The 15,291-nt window shown below is 49.2% G+C and carries 14 protein-coding genes; 8 read left to right on the plus strand and 6 right to left on the minus strand.

What is annotated here, in order from left to right; translation table 11 throughout:
* Positions 1–2: 2 nt before the first annotated feature.
* Together R6242_RS11950 and R6242_RS11955 are read right to left on the minus strand one after the other, a co-directional pair.
* Positions 3–932: a branched-chain amino acid ABC transporter permease gene (locus R6242_RS11950; protein WP_130107495.1), complete on the minus strand. Its 930-nt coding sequence runs from the start codon at positions 930–932 to the stop codon at positions 3–5.
* A 433-nt stretch (positions 933–1,365) separates the two neighbouring features.
* Positions 1,366–4,257: an Rne/Rng family ribonuclease gene (locus tag R6242_RS11955; RefSeq protein ID WP_318427074.1), complete on the minus strand. Its 2,892-nt coding sequence runs from the start codon at positions 4,255–4,257 to the stop codon at positions 1,366–1,368.
* Between the two features lie 772 nt (positions 4,258–5,029).
* Here R6242_RS11955 and R6242_RS11960 point away from each other — a divergent pair.
* The 5 genes from R6242_RS11960 to motD all read left to right on the plus strand — a co-directional run bounded on the left by R6242_RS11960 (position 5,030) and on the right by motD (position 8,839).
* The gene (locus R6242_RS11960; RefSeq protein ID WP_293932412.1) at positions 5,030–6,001 is read left to right on the plus strand and encodes an RluA family pseudouridine synthase; all 972 of its coding nucleotides are present in this window, start codon (positions 5,030–5,032) and stop codon (positions 5,999–6,001) included.
* A complete protein-coding gene (locus tag R6242_RS11965) occupies positions 5,994–6,650 on the plus strand; it encodes an HAD-IA family hydrolase (protein WP_318427077.1) in 657 nt (218 codons plus the stop codon). The genes R6242_RS11960 and R6242_RS11965 overlap by 8 nt, the downstream gene beginning before the upstream one ends.
* A complete protein-coding gene (locus R6242_RS11970; RefSeq protein ID WP_318427079.1) occupies positions 6,643–6,999 on the plus strand; it encodes a Rieske (2Fe-2S) protein in 357 nt (118 codons plus the stop codon). Before R6242_RS11965 ends, R6242_RS11970 begins: the two co-directional genes overlap by 8 nt.
* Positions 6,992–7,924: a S49 family peptidase gene (locus tag R6242_RS11975; protein ID WP_293932418.1), complete on the plus strand. Its 933-nt coding sequence runs from the start codon at positions 6,992–6,994 to the stop codon at positions 7,922–7,924. The genes R6242_RS11970 and R6242_RS11975 overlap by 8 nt, the downstream gene beginning before the upstream one ends.
* Positions 7,925–8,017: 93 nt before the next feature.
* A complete protein-coding gene (motD, locus tag R6242_RS11980) occupies positions 8,018–8,839 on the plus strand; it encodes a flagellar motor protein MotD (RefSeq protein ID WP_318427082.1) in 822 nt (273 codons plus the stop codon).
* Here motD and R6242_RS11985 read toward each other — a convergent pair.
* Genes R6242_RS11985 through R6242_RS12000 form a run of 4 tightly spaced genes read right to left on the minus strand, consistent with a single transcriptional unit; the run spans position 8,832 to position 11,701 of the window.
* Entirely contained in the window at positions 8,832–10,538 is a 1,707-nt protein-coding gene (locus R6242_RS11985) for a SulP family inorganic anion transporter (protein ID WP_318427084.1), read from the minus strand. The genes motD and R6242_RS11985 overlap by 8 nt on opposite strands.
* On the minus strand, positions 10,535–10,945 hold the full coding sequence (locus R6242_RS11990; protein WP_318427086.1) for a DUF6691 family protein: 411 nt from the start codon (positions 10,943–10,945) through the stop codon (positions 10,535–10,537). The genes R6242_RS11985 and R6242_RS11990 overlap by 4 nt, the downstream gene beginning before the upstream one ends.
* A gap of 8 nt (positions 10,946–10,953) precedes the next feature.
* Complete coding sequence (locus tag R6242_RS11995) at positions 10,954–11,379, minus strand: YeeE/YedE family protein (RefSeq protein ID WP_318427088.1); 426 nt, start codon at positions 11,377–11,379, stop codon at positions 10,954–10,956.
* On the minus strand, positions 11,369–11,701 hold the full coding sequence (locus tag R6242_RS12000; protein WP_318427090.1) for a metalloregulator ArsR/SmtB family transcription factor: 333 nt from the start codon (positions 11,699–11,701) through the stop codon (positions 11,369–11,371). Before R6242_RS12000 ends, R6242_RS11995 begins: the two co-directional genes overlap by 11 nt.
* Positions 11,702–11,798: 97 nt before the next feature.
* On the opposite strand from R6242_RS12000, the gene R6242_RS12005 reads away from it, so the two are divergent.
* From R6242_RS12005 to R6242_RS12015, 3 genes are all read left to right on the plus strand, one after another.
* Positions 11,799–12,665 (plus strand): MBL fold metallo-hydrolase, encoded by an 867-nt coding sequence (locus R6242_RS12005; protein ID WP_318427092.1) that lies wholly within the window; start codon positions 11,799–11,801, stop codon positions 12,663–12,665.
* A 10-nt stretch (positions 12,666–12,675) separates the two neighbouring features.
* Entirely contained in the window at positions 12,676–13,647 is a 972-nt protein-coding gene (locus R6242_RS12010; RefSeq protein ID WP_318427094.1) for a DUF808 domain-containing protein, read from the plus strand.
* A gap of 283 nt (positions 13,648–13,930) precedes the next feature.
* A complete protein-coding gene (locus R6242_RS12015; RefSeq protein WP_318427096.1) occupies positions 13,931–14,644 on the plus strand; it encodes a choice-of-anchor E domain-containing protein in 714 nt (237 codons plus the stop codon).
* Positions 14,645–15,291 lie beyond the last annotated feature (647 nt).

Here is a 15,291-nt window from a genome sequence, read left to right on the forward strand (position 1 = left end):
TCCTAGGCGCGATCAGCGACACGTTCGCCAAGTAATCCAGATGGGCGGAATACCAGCACGATAATCAGCACGATAAAGGCAAAGATGTCTTTGTAGTTACTACCAAAAGCACCGCCGGTTAGATCGCCTAAATAGCCGGAGCCAAGGCTCTCGATTAAGCCGAGTAATAAGCCACCCAATACCGCACCGCCTAGATTACCAATCCCACCCAGTACTGCAGCAGTAAAGGCTTTTAGACCAATCAAAAATCCCATATAGGCATGGGCTTGATCGTAGTTGGCGGCAACCATTACTCCTGCTACAGCGCCTAGGGCTGAGCCGATCATAAATACCATTGAGATGATTGAATTGATATTCACTCCCATCAGCCCTGCAACTTCAGGGTTTTGCGCCGTGGCCCGCATGGCGCGGCCAAGCTTAGTGCGTTCAATCAGGAAAAACAGCCCGGCCATTAAAGCCAGAGCAAGGCCAATGATGGCGATTTGCAAGCTGGTGATGGTGGCTCCGCCGATTTCATGCACGGTGCTGGGCAAAATAGCGGGGAAAGGGCGGTAGTTGCGGCCCCAGATCAGCATGGCGGCTTGTTGCAGCACAATGGATACGCCAATCGCGGTAATCAGCGGCGCGAGCCTTGGGGCTTTACGCAGTGGGCGGTAGGCGATTTTCTCGATGGCGTAGCCCAAAATAATCGAGACCGGCACGGCCATCATAAAGCCGACTAAGAGCAGCATGGGGCCGGGGAGCGATACATTGTGCCCAAGGAGGAGGTTGATGCAGGTAATGGTGACCATTGCACCGATCATAACGATTTCGCCGTGGGCAAAATTGATCAGCTGCATGATGCCGTACACCATGGTGTAGCCAAGGGCAATCAGTGCATAAATACTGCCGACGACTAAGCCATTAAAGATTTGCTGGAGAAAAATATCCACGTGTGTATGCCCATATGAGGAGTGCAGATGCGATTGAATAAGACCATTACAGTTAGATCCATGTGCGAAAATTAACCCTGAATAATAATGGCCGATACTTGTGAATTTCCCCAACTGGCAATCTTAAACTGGGTTGTTTTAAACGGGCTGAAGTGCTTTGCAATTAAAACTAATGGCTTCTATTTATATGTCTAGTCTTAAATTAGCCATGAATAGCAAATATTCAAAATTTCATTGGTATTTAATTGCATAGGCGTGCGGTTTTAAAAGGGCACTGTTTGATAGGCGGGATTGTCCGCTGCTTGTTTACGCGGATGAATAGGGTATTTATTTGAGCATGCACATTTTCTGAAAACATATTCTTGTTATTTTCTTTGAGGCATTAAAAAAGCCACCGAGTGATTTTCGGTGGCTTTTGCTGATTCAATTCAAATTAGAATTGCTTGGTTTGAACCTGCACCAGAGGCTCGGCCGAGGTGTCTGCTGGAGCAGCAGTGGCATCACGTCGATTAGCACGCGCAGGCGCATCGCTTACAGGAGTAAGAGCAGCGTCAGTAGTCGCCGCTTGTGTTTCAACCTGCTGCAACATAGTGACTTCTGCACTAGCCTGTGTAGTCGTTTGAACATCACGGCGACGGCGGCGAGCAGGCGCTTCAACAGCTGGAGTGCTTTCTGCCGCCAAGGTACGCGTTGCGACCATAACCAGACCTGCTGCTTCTGGAGTGCCAATCACTAAGGGTGCTTGAACGGGGGCTGGTGCTGCCACCACCGCGGGAGCGACTTCAACCGGTGCGGCTACTGGAGTCGCGATTGGGGCTGGAGCTGGCGCTGCAACGGGAGCAGGAACCACAATCACTACTGGAGCGGTAACCGGAGCTGGAGCTGGAGCCGGTGCCACAACAGGCGCTGGTGCAGGAGCCACTACAGGTGTAGGGGCAAGCACCACTTCAGGGATGACTGCCGCCACGATTGGCGCTGTCGCGACTACTACGGGTGCGGCGACCACAGCCACTTCTACTGCTGGAGCGGCTACAGGGGTAGGGGCATCAATAGGTGCAATCGGCTTGTTGTCAAAGATCGGCGCAGCAGGAACGATTGCTGTGAAAGCCGCTTCTGCCCCTGTTACTTCTGGGCGATCACGACGCTCACCACGACGGCTGCGACGACGGCGGCTACGTTGTTGCTCGCTGGCTTCGTCAGAATTGTTTTCTACGATCGGCGTAATTAACAATGCTTCTGTTGTGGCAGCAGGCGTTTCTTTACGTGGCTGACGTTCTGGACGGGCAGGGCGCTCATTGCGAGGGCGTTGCTCGGCCGGAGCTTCGCTGCGCTCATTGTTGCGCTCGGTCCGTTCCGCACGTTCACGTGGCTCACGGTTTTCACGTGCTTCACGATTTTCACGGCTCTTTTGCAGATCTTCTTCAATGCGTGGCTTACCACTGCCGCGACGCGGCTGTGCAGGGGCTTCTTCATTGCGAGCAGGACGCTCGGTGCGAGGCGCTTGGCCTTCACGTGGTTCACGCGCTGGGCGTTGGCCACGATCATTGCGATTGCGTGAATTATTGCTTGGCCGCGCCGCAGCCGCTGGCTTCGGCGTTTCTACCGGCGCTTCAGGCTCACCTTGGAACCAAGTTACAATTTTTTTCCACAGTGATGGTATGGCAACCACATCGGTAGGCGCAGCAACACGGTCACGCGCAGAAATCGGCGCAGGCTGGTCTGGGGTAATGCCCTTAACCATGGCTTCTTGACGTTTGGTTTGCTCTTCTTTGACCTTGCCTGGCTGATAGCCCGTTTCGCTTGGCAAATCAACCATTTTGTAGGACGGCACGACATCTTCATGGCTACCTATATCTTCATGGCGCAGACGTGAAAGATTGTAGTTGGGGGTTTCTAAATGCGTGTTTGGAATCAGGATTACGCTTACTTTTAGGCGTGCTTCAAGCGCAGAAATCTCTGCACGTTTTTCGTTCAGCAAGAAGGTGGCTACATCCACTGGCACCTGCGCATGAATCGCACCGGTGTTTTCCTTCATCGATTCTTCTTGAATAATCCGCAGGATATTCAGTGCAGAAGATTCAATGCCACGGGTAAAGCCCGTGCCATGACAGCGAGGGCAGGCAATGTGGCTGGTTTCTTCAAGGGAGGGCTGTAGGCGCTGGCGTGATAATTCCATCAAGCCAAAGCGGCTGATTTTGCCGGTTTGTACGCGGGCACGGTCGTGGTGCAAGGCGTCACGCAGACGGTTTTCTACTTCGCGCTGATTCTTTGGGTTTTCCATGTCGATAAAATCGATCACGATCAAACCACCCACGTCACGCAGACGCATCTGACGGGCGATTTCGTCAGCGGCTTCCATATTGGTGCGCAGCGCGGTTTCTTCGATGTCGGCGCCCTTGGTGGAGCGGGCCGAGTTCACATCAATAGAGTAGAGCGCTTCGGTTTTGTCGATCACAATTGCGCCGCCAGAAGGCAGGTTTACTTCGCGGGCAAAGGCGGTTTCGATCTGATGCTCAATCTGGAAGCGTGAGAACAGCGGCACGTCATCTTGATAGAACTTCACGCGGTTGACATTGGCCGGCATCACATGGCTCATAAACTGACGTGCTTGCTCGTAAATATCAAGCTTATCAATCAGCAGCTCACCGATTTCTGGCTGGAAGTAATCGCGAATCGCACGGATAACCAAGCTAGATTCCTGATAAATCAGGAAAGCACCTGTTTGGGTAGAGGCAGCGCCTTCAACCGCACGCCAAAGTTGCAGCAGGTAGTTTAAATCCCACTGCAGCTCTTCTGCATTGCGGCCAATGGCGGCAGTACGCGCAATCAGGCTCATGCCGTTAGGCGTTTCGAGCTGATCAAGAACGGCGCGAAGTTCATTCCTTTCTTCGCCCTCGATGCGGCGGGATACACCACCACCACGCGGATTGTTTGGCATCAATACAAGGTAGCGACCGGCCAAGCTGATGTAGGTAGTCAGCGCAGCGCCTTTATTGCCACGCTCGTCTTTCTCTACCTGAACGATCAGTTCCTGACCTTCTTTAAGAGAATCGCCGATACGCGGGCGGCCATTGCCATCACCGTTGTCGTTCAGGTAGGCGCGAGCCACTTCCTTAAACGGCAAGAAGCCATGACGATCGCAGCCATAATCAATGAAGCAGGCTTCAAGGCTGGGCTCTACACGGGTAATCACACCCTTGTAGATATTGGATTTCCGCTGTTCTTTACCAACGGTTTCGATGTCGAGGTCGACTAATTTTTGACCATCAACAATAGCAACGCGCAGCTCTTCAGCTTGCGTTGCGTTAAATAGCATACGTTTCATAACAGTGCTCCGGCTCGCACTCACGCGGCTGGAATTAGGTTCTGGCAAGCTCAGCGCAACCGAGGGGAGCTTTAGCTCAGGCATCATTGTGTCTGCGGCTAAAGCTCAAAAGGTATTGATGGCGCTGGCGATGAGTCTATTGCTTGCAATGATTTACAGCGCATTGCAAAACGGTGCTGCAGTCCTACCTCGCATTGGAAATGAGCCTAAAATCCTTGTTGGTGCTTTTATTAGGATTTTAACTCGCTTGTCTTGCTGGTACTTTTTGCACCATTTTGTCTTCGCTACTACAAGGTGACCAGGTGCCGAACGGTCCATACCGGCGGTTTTACTTATTTTTCTGTAAAAGTAGGCCAGTACGCTAATTAGAATCCGATGAGTGCTTTATATATATAAATCAATTACCATCGCTGCTTTTTGCGGTGAGCGAGATAACCGTTTCCCTGAACTTGTTGCAGCAGCCATACGGCAGATAGGCGAGCCCCGCGCTTGTGCTCCCTGTTTTACAAAGGCTAGTGAGCCTTGGGGAGTGGGTAGAGTGTTTTTCTCTACGGCGGGAAGGTAATCGCCGACTGTATCGTCGGGCAGTATGCTTTAAGAGCGGGATCTAAAAGTGGCAATGCCACCTTGCGCAGTGTTTGTTTCGGTGGGTTTATTATAAAGTCCCGTGTCAAAACAAGCCCTTGCGGTAATCGTTGCCGTTGCGTTTATAACGCCACGGCCAACCTGCTACAACCTTCTGGGTTGTGGCGTGCGGAGAGTATAAGTCAAGATGAAGGGCAGTAGCAAAGCATCCGTAACGTTCCTGACTGTAGATGAGGAAGATGCCGGCCAAAGGCTGGATAATTTTTTGTTAAAACACCTCAAGGGCGTACCCAAAAGTCATGTTTATCGCATTGTGCGTAGTGGCGAAGTTCGTGTAAATAAAGGCCGTAGCGATGTGACCTATCGCTTGCTAGCTGGCGATATTTTACGCCTGCCACCCGTGCGCGTGGCCGAAAAGCCAGATGCTGCACCGGCTGTAGCCGCATCGCATCGCATCGATATCCCCATCATCTTTGAAGATGAGGCCATTTTAATCTTAAATAAACCGGCTGGTTTGGCGGTGCATGGCGGCTCTGGTGTGAGTTTTGGCTTGATTGAGCTGATTCGTGCGCAGCGCCCACAAGCAAAATTTTTGGAATTAGTGCATCGATTAGATCGTGAAACATCCGGCATTTTAATGGTTGCAAAAAAGCGCTCAGCCTTAATTGTTTTGCAAGATGCCTTGCGTGACAATCATCGTATTGATAAGCGTTATTTAGCTTTGGTGAAAGGTGTGTGGGAGAATCCACGTAGCCACGTGAAATTTTCTTTGCTGAAATACAACACCGCTGAGGGCGAACGCCGTGTGCGGGTCTCACCAGAAGGCAAAATTTCGCATACGGTGGTGAATCGCCGTCAGGTATGGAAAGATTGTTCTTTGCTTGAGTGTGAGCTTAAAACGGGGCGCACCCATCAGATTCGGGTGCATTTGGCGTCCAGTGATCACCCTATTTTGGGGGATGAAAAATACGGTGACTTTGCTTTAAATAAGTTATTACCAAGGCAGGGGCTGCGCCGCATGTTTTTACACGCTTGGCGTTTAATTGTGGATCACCCTATTACGGGCAAGCCTTTAGAATTAGAAGCGCCACTTCCTCCTGAATTACAATCTTATATTGATCAACTTGAGAGATCTCTCGGGAATAAACCGCATGCCTAAGCAGTTTGATTTGCTGGTGTTTGATTGGGATGGCACTTTAATGGATAGCACCGGCACCATTGCCCGCGCGATTCAGGCGGCCTTTAGTGATATTGGCTTGCCTGTGCCATCCGATAAAGAAGCGCGTTATGTGATTGGCTATGGCATGAATGAGGCGATGCAATACCTTGCTCCAGATGCGACGCCTGCACAAATCACCGAGGTGGTGAGTGTGTATCGCGGACATTACTTAGCCCAAGATCAAAATGTGGCGCTGTATGACGGGGTGATCGAGGCCTTGCCACAGTTTATTGAGGCAGGGTTTCAGTTGGCGGTGGCCACGGGCAAATCCAGGGCGGGTTTAGATAAGGCATTGGCTTCTACGGGCCTAGGCGCATTTTTTAAAATGACGCGCACTGCCGATGAAGCGTTTTCTAAGCCGCATCCGGCGATGCTGCATTACCTTTTGGATAAATGCCACGTGGATGCCAGCCGTGCCGTGATGATTGGGGACACCACCCATGATTTACAGCTGGCTCAAAATGCCGGTACGCAAAGTTTGGCGCTGACTTATGGCGCGCACAAATTGCCAGAACTATTGGCTTGTAAGCCTCTCGCGCATTTTGATGATTTTCACGCTTTAAGGGATTGGATCTTACTTAATGCCTGATCGGGTGCTGTGCCAGAGTGGTGATTTGCTGGAGCGCGGCTTGGCGCAGCGCTTTACCCTAGAATGGGGTGGGCGTGAACGCAGTGCTTTTGTAGTGCGTTACAATGGCAGGGTGTACGCTTATATTAATGAGTGTGCGCATATCCCGATTGAAATGGATTTTAATCCGGGTGATCTGTTTGACTTATCCCGCTCTTGGCTTGTTTGTTCCACTCACGGCGCATATTATGCGCCCAATACGGGTCTTTGCTTGGGCGGGCCTTGCCCTGGTCGCAAGTTAATTTCTTTGCCGGTTCGCGAATACGCGGATCAAGTTTGCTTGATTGAGGATAAAACACAGCATGAATGAATCTTGGGAACGTGAACAATTACAAAGTTTGCTGCATGCCGGTATTAAAGAGCGCCGTAGTGCGCGCCGCTGGGCTATTTTCTTTCGCTTAGTGACCTTCAGTATTGTAATTTTAGTGATTGCAATGATGATGGGCTGGGTTGGTAAAAAAGCCGGTGATGAAATGACAGGGCCACATACGGCCGTAGTGCGTTTAGAAGGCGCTATTGCTGCAGGCGGTGAGGCAAACGCTTCAATGCTGATTGAAGGTTTAACCGCGGCATTTGAAGACAAAAACACCAAGGCCGTGATTCTGCAAGCCAACAGCCCAGGCGGCAGCCCAGTGCAGGCAGGCATGATGGCCGATGAAATTGCGCGCTTGAAAAAACTGCATCCAAAAATTCCATTCTATGTGGTGATCGAAGAAATCTGCGCCTCAGGTTGCTATTACGCTGCGGCCGGTGCCGATAAAATTTATGCTGATAAAGCCTCGATGGTGGGCTCAATTGGCGTATTGATGGATGGCTTTGGTTTTAGTGGTGTAATGGAAAAACTGGGCGTTGAGCGCCGGTTGCTTACAGCCGGTGCAAATAAAGGCTTTTTAGATCCTTACTCACCTATGAGCCAAGGTCAGCGTGATAAAGCGCAGGTGATGCTAGATGAAATTCACCAGCAGTTTATTGGCGTGGTAAAAGCAGGGCGTGGCAATAAGCTAGCAGACAATCCTGATTTGTTTTCTGGCTTGGTTTGGAGTGGTGCTGCGAGTATTAAAATGGGCTTAGTCGATGCTTTAGGCTCGGTAGATAGCGTGGCACGCGATGTAGTGAAGGCCAAAGATATTGTCGATTTCACTCCTCGCCCAAGCTATGCAGACCGTCTGGCGCGCCAGATTGGCGTGACAGCGGCGAATAAACTGGTTTCTGAATTTAATTTACAACTCAAGTAATGTAGGGTGGGCACGACCTTGTGCCCATGCGAACGGGCAAGTTTTTAAATCGCATGCGCACAAAAAGCCATGCCCACTCCATAGGATTTCAGCATGGCACGTAAACAGAGGCACGAGGAGCATGAAAACCACGAGCGCTGGTTGGTGTCTTATGCCGATTTTATTACCCTCTTATTTGCTTTTTTTGTGGTGATGTACGCTATTTCATCGGTGAATGAAGGCAAATATAAAGTGTTGTCTAATTCGATGGTGGATGCTTTTAAGCAATCGCCGACCAGCAAAGAAGTAATCAAGCAAAATCAACCCTTGGCTGGGGCGCCGGATAAGTTAGTCGTTCTTAATGTGGTTTCTCCACCCACCCCAAGCCCAAAAGTCGCCGAGCAAACACAAAAAATGCAGGGCATGGCGGGGGATTTAAAAAAATCACTAGGTGCTTTGATTGATCAGGGCAAGGTGCGGGTCACACAATCCAAGCGCGGAATTGCGGTAGAAATTAGCGATTCAGTCTTGTTTGATACCGCTAAAGCCGATTTACATACTGAATCTGCCACCGCACTGATTGCCGTGGCAGAAATGGTTAAAAACACCGATAACCTGATTCAAATTGAAGGCAATACCGATAACCAAGCGATGCGCTCGGGGCAGTTTCCATCCAATTGGGAGCTATCTGCCGCCAGAGCTGCCAGCGTGGTGCGTTTGTTTGTTGACGTGGGCGTGGCCCCACAGCGCTTGGTGGCGATTGGTTATGGTGAGTTTCGGCCTCAGGGTAGTAACGATACGCCCGAAGGGCGGGCGAGTAATCGGCGGGTTACGCTAAATATCTTGGCGGATAATAAAGACGAGGTGGCGGTGTTGCCTACTACACCGGATAAGCCTGCTGCGGCGGCAGCTGTACCGGCTGTTCCTGCTAAATAGAAAAATCCTCAGTTGCCCCGCTTAGCGTTTGCATGGCTAAGTGGGCGCTCAAAAAGACGTCCCCATCTAAGTTTTCTAAGATTTCACTATGGCGTAAATGATCCATTACCGGTCCTTTGACTTCGGCAAGGTGGATTTTGATGTGCCGTGCCCGCAGGTTTTCTTGTAGTAGGCTGATGGCCTGCATGGCACTAAAATCGATGCTATTTACTGCCGACATAATCAGTAGTAAGTGCTGGGTGTTGCTCGCTTGGTTCAAAATGTTGATTAACTCGGTTTGCACCTTGGCGATATTGCCAAAATACAGGCTCTCATCAATGCGCACCGCCACAATATGATCGCTGGTTTGTGTAGTAAAGCGGTGAATGTTGCGATAATGCTCGGTGCCTGCAATGCGGCCTACCACCGCGATATGCGGCTGGCTGCTACGGTATAAAAAGAGTAAGAGCGATACGCCCACTCCCACCACAATGCCTATCATCGCTCCTAGGGCTAAAACGGCGATGGCAGTGCAGACAAAAGCTGCACCATCACGGCTATCGTAGCGCCAGCTCCTAAGTAAAAAATCAAAGTCTATTAAGCGCAGCGCCACTAAAATAATGGTAGCCGCTAAAAGGGGCAGGGGTAGGAGCGCTAGATAATCATTGAGCCAATGCGCCGCTAGCGCAATCCACACCGCCGTCATTACGCCAGCTAAGGGCGTATTTGCACCTGATGCGGCGTTAACTGCGGTGCGTGAAAAACCACCGCTAACCGGAAAACCACCACTGGCTGCTGCCGCAATGTTGGCAGCGCCTAAGCCAATTAACTCTTGATTACTATCGATGCTACGCTTGGCTTTTAAGGCCAAACTTTGGGCAATGGTGATGCTTTGTAAAAAGCCAGCTAGGCCAATGGCGAGGGCGGGTAGCCAAAGTTGGGCAAGGCTAGTTTGATTGAGCTGTGGCCAAAATAAGCGGGGTAGATCGGCAGAAAAAGCCCCAATAAGCTTGGTTTGGATATTTAAAAAATATACGGCAGCGGTGATCACTAGCATCAGCAGTAAGGGACTGAGTTTGCTCAGTAGCGGCCCGTGGCGAACATGCTGTAGCCGTTTGGCTAGAGGGCCGCCAGCTAGCCAAAGTAGCCCCAAACAGGCTAGGCCAAACGGCTGCATTGTAGGAATAGCCTGCATAAGCTGTGGTAACAACTGGCCAATATGCTCGCCCTGAATCGATACACCGAATAGCGCTGCCATTTGCCCCAGCACAATCAAAATAGCCGCGCCGCTACTAAAGCCATTAATGACGGGATGAGAAAGAAGTTGGGTGATAAACCCTAGCTTAAGTAAGCCTAGTAGCGCCAAAAATATCCCTGATAGTAAGGCTAAACTTGCTGCCAAGGCGCTGTATTCAATGGAGCCAGCGGCCGCCAATGGCGCAAGTGCTGTGGCGGTCATAATGGCGTTGATCGCCATTGGCCCTACCGATTGAACCATGCTGCTGGCAAAAAAAGCGTACACCACCAGCGGTAAAATGCTGGCATAAATTCCTGCTTGTGGCGGCAGGCCCGCAAGCAAGGCATAAGCAATGCTTTGTGGAATCAGTAATACGGCCACAATCAGGCTGGCGCTTAAATCCCCAGCAAATTTTTGTTTTTGGTAAAGCGGTAGCCATTGCAAAATGGGAAAAAACTGTGCCAGAGATTTGAGTCGATTCATTTAGGAATAAGCCTAAAAACAAACATGCCGCTCAGCATGGCCATTACAAAAATAAACGCCTTGCTTTCACCCATCGCTAAGGCCACCAAGCCAGGTCCTGGGCAAATACCCGCTAGGCCCCAGCCAATACCAAATAACAGGCTGCCGCCGATTAAGGGGCGATCAATGATTGTACTTCTGGGTAGCGCCATCTTTTCATGGGTGAGCAGCGTTTTTTGGCGGCTCTTTGCCCACATAAATAAAGGTGTGGCGGTGGCAATGGCGCCTACCATGACCAGCGCTAAGCTTGGGTCCCATTGCCCTGCTAAGTTAAGGAAACCAATCACTTTAGCGGGATTGACCATGCCTGAAATAATTAGGCCAAGGCTAAATAAAATACCTGTAAGTAAGGCGACAATTATTTGCATGGTGGGTCTCAAAATAGGTGGTGAGTCAGTAATACTGTGATAAAGCCTGCGGCCATAAAGCTGGCTACCGCGGCGAGGGAGCGGATAGAAAACCGAGATAAACCGCAAATGCCGTGACCGCTGGTGCAGCCATTGCCATAGCGCGTGCCAAGGCCAACTAAGAGCCCCGCTATGATGAGCGTTGGCGTGCTGGCGGTGATCTGAATATCGGCAGGCGTATTAAAAGCCATCCAAAATAGCGGGGTGAGCACGAGGCCTAATAAAAACGCGGCGCGCCATTGCATATCGCTTTGTGCATTGAGTAGGCCGCCTAAAATGCCACTAATCCCCGCGATTTTCCCCGCGAGTAGGGCGAGCAAGCCGCTGGCTAAGCCAATAAGTGCGCCGCCTAATAAAGCACTCCAAGGGGTGAAATGAATCCAATCAATTTGCATGGTCAGAATCCTTTAAATCATTAGGACAATAGAGTGAGTACAGCACTTGCAGTAGCTGCTGTACCTCGCTGCTGGCTAAGCTGTAGTAAATTCTTTTGCCATCACGGCGAGTATTGACTAAGCCTTCTTTACGCAGCACGGTGAGTTGTTGCGAGAGTGTGGGCTGGCGAATATCCAGCAAGGCTTCAAAATCAGAGACGCATTTTTCGCTATCCACCATTTGGCAGAGCAGTAATAAGCGGTCTTCATTGGCCATTACTTTTAAAACGCGCGTTGCCCCACTGGCGGCTTGGCGCATGGCGGTGATTTGTTCTGAGTTCATACTGAATGGGGCTCCTTTTATAAGGATCGGTTATGGTTTGACTCATTATAGTTTTGTATATAATATTTGCAAATATATTTATTGCCGAGGTGTACTGATGTTGCATCCCAACGTTGAAGCTTTTTTTGATCCTGATACTTGTACTGTCAGCTATGCGATATTTGACCACGAGGGTGGCAGTGTGGCTTTGGTGGATACGGTGCTTGATTACGATGCAAAATCGGGGCGCACTTCAACCCATAGCGCGGATCGTTTGATTGATTTTGTCACGGCAAAAAAATTAACCGTGCAATGGATTCTTGAAACCCATGCCCACGCCGATCATCTATCAGCCGCCGCATATTTAAAGCGCAAGGTGGGTGGCAAGGTGGCCATTGGCCAGCACATTAATCAAGTACAAGGTATTTTTAAGCCGGTATTTGGTTTGGGGCATGATTTTGCCGTGGATGGCAGTCAGTTTGATGTGCTGTTTGCGGCTAACGCCGTGTTTCAGATTGGGACGCTCAGCGCTAAAGTGCTGTTTGTGCCGGGGCACACGCCAGCAGATATTGCCTATTGGATAGGGGATGCACTGTTTGTGGGGGATACGCTGTTTATGCCTGATGTTGGCTCGGCCCGCTGTGATTTTCCTGGGGGTGATGCGGCAATGCTTTATGACTCCATTCAGCAGCTTTTAGCACTGCCTGATGCAACAAGGGTATTTGTTTGTCATGATTATCTGCCGGAACATCGTCAAACGGTGCAGTGGCAAAGCAGCGTCGCGGAGCAGCGAGCGGGCAATATTCATGTGCATACAGGCGTGGCAAAGGCTGATTTTATTGCGATGCGAGAAGCGCGTGATCAAACCCTTGGCATGCCACAGTTGATTTTGCCCGCTATTCAAATCAATATTCGTGCTGGAGAATTACCCTCTCCTGATGCTGATGGTCAGCGTTATTTAAAAATCCCCTTAGATATTTTGTAGAGATCGCCCTATGGCCGGTACCAGCCTTTTAGTATTACTCGATGATATTGCCGCAGTTTTAGACGACGTGGCCCTAATGACCAAGGTGGCGGCTAAAAAAACCGCTGGGGTGCTGGGGGATGACCTTGCCCTCAATGCCGAGCAAGTTTCTGGTGTGCGTGCAGAGCGCGAGCTACCCGTGGTGTGGGCGGTGGCAAAAGGATCATTTCGCAATAAATTGATTTTAGTCCCTGCGGCTCTGGCGATCAGTGCTGTGGCACCTTGGCTGATTACGCCCTTATTGATGCTAGGTGGGGCTTATTTATGTTTTGAGGGGTTTGAAAAGCTGGCGCATAAATTTTTGCATAATAGTACTGAAGAGCACGAAGATAAAGAGGCACTGCTTACTGCCGCAAATGATGCCGAGGTAGATTTAGTTGCCTATGAAAAAGACAAAATTCAAGGGGCGATTCGTACTGACTTTGTATTGTCAGCCGAAATTATTGTCATTGCCCTTGGAACGGTTGCCGGTACATCCATTGCATTTCAACTCGCTGTATTAAGCGTAATTGCCATTGTCATGACCGTTGGGGTGTATGGCTTGGTGGCAGGCATTGTTAAGCTGGATGATGCAGGCCTCTATCTGTGTAAAAAAACCGGCCGGGGCCTGTGGCTGCAAGTGCAGCATAGAGTGGGCCGCTTATGCTTGGTGGGTGCGCCTTATTTAATGAAAACGCTTACCGTGGTGGGCACTATTGCGATGTTTATGGTGGGAGGAGGGATTCTTACCCACGGCTTTGCACCTGCCCATGATTTTATCCATCATATCGCCCTAGCGGCGAGTGATATCGCCGGTGTTGGCCCTACGCTCTACATCGCATTGCCTATTTTATTGGATGCTGTGGCAGGCGTTATTGCCGGTGCAATCTTGCTCATGTTTGGAATAGTGGCTGCGCGTATCTTGAAAATATTTAAGCCACAGCGTGTGGATGTAAGGAGCTAGATCTTGGGGGGGGGGCATCGCCTCCCAAAAGCCTAAGCGCAGATATTCTATTAATAGGGCCAATGAATTTGGCCCTATTTTTTTGCCCTGTAAACAGCACAGGCTTACATTAAAATGAAAAAACAATAAATTTTATTAAAATATAAGAGTAGTGTAATTTAATTATCAATATTGTGTATTTTTTGTGAATGACTAATACTAGTTTCAAGTAAGCATTGCGTATTAAATTGGCAAGGATGATTCGCTTTGTTCCCTCTGGGTATTTAAATTTAGAGGGGTGGTAATGCTTATGTCACTCTTTAATTTACTTAAGGAAGAACGTATGAAACTGGCCAAATTAGCTGTATTTTCTCTATTGTCGATGAGTGCTCTGACTGCTTCGGCATCTATCCATTCCTTATCATTTGTTGGGGGGCATGATCTTTCTTCGACTAATTGGAATGATGTGTTTAGCTTGCAGCGGTTTGACGCTAATCTTGGAACGCTAACAGGTGTGAATGTAGATTTGTATGGCACGGTGAAGGGAAGCGCTAAGTATGAAAGTTTGGATGCTTCAGCGTCTAATGTGCAGATTGATTTAGGTGCAATCATCAAACTTGCAACCGTATCGGGTAAAAACTTGCTCACTATTAACCCGCTTGTGTCAAATGCCTATAGTGCTTCTGCCTATGATGGCATTACGGATTTTGGGGGTACATCGGGCAAAACATTAACGGGGCTATCTGCTAATGCCGCGGATTCAGAGGTGCTTAATAGTGCCAGCTGGTTATCTTTATTTACAGGCCCTGGAATGATTAATTTAAAACTGGCCGCACAGGCAGCATCTTCTGCCTCTGGGCCTGGTAATTTAACTACACAGTTTGCAACCAATGCGGCCGCTAATTACAAGATAACTTATACCTATGCGGTAACGCCTGTTCCAGAGCCTGAAACTTATGCCCTGATGGGGTTGGGCATGTTGGCGCTGCTGGTGCATCGTCGTAAGCAAGTTAAGTAATTTGACAAGCAGTAGCACTGCAATGGTGCTACTGCGTTTTTATCGTGTAGGTCTTGGTTCTGAGTATTGTCCCCCTAGCTAAGTAGGTAAAAATAGCAGCATTACATGCTGTAACTTATGCCGTTTTGCATGGGCGTTTGCTATGGCATGCTGATTTTTATATAGTTTCTGTAATAAAAAAATTCTAAATTCATTTGGATCGAAAAAAATAGCGCGGGTCGACATTTTTACAATGTTGGCGACGGCTTTAGTAAATTAATCCATATGGTGTAGATAGATAACTCGCTAATAAAGGTGTTTTCTTGTAATTGTTTTTTATATGGTATTGATTTTAATGAATTTAATTTATGGTGTTGCTGCTATGCCAACTAGGTGGGGAGTGTTGTCTGTGCGTGAGCAAACGGTAATGATTTGAATCTTGCTGTAGCTTATACAGCGAAAAGCATCAAAAATGCGGCTTGTTAATTTTTGATCTACTACACATGATGATGTTTATGGGCAAAAAGCACAGTAAAATTGGGCCACTGTTGAGTGGATGCTAGCGACCAGTAGCGCTTAAGTCTGGTATCCTATTTGTTTGGCTTGTGTGATATTTACTTAATGCAAGCTAGGACGGGCTAAAGTGAAGGTTGAGTGAATCAAGTAAA

Source organism: Iodobacter sp. CM08 (assembly GCF_033446605.1).
In the GTDB taxonomy this organism is placed as follows: domain Bacteria; phylum Pseudomonadota; class Gammaproteobacteria; order Burkholderiales; family Chitinibacteraceae; genus Iodobacter.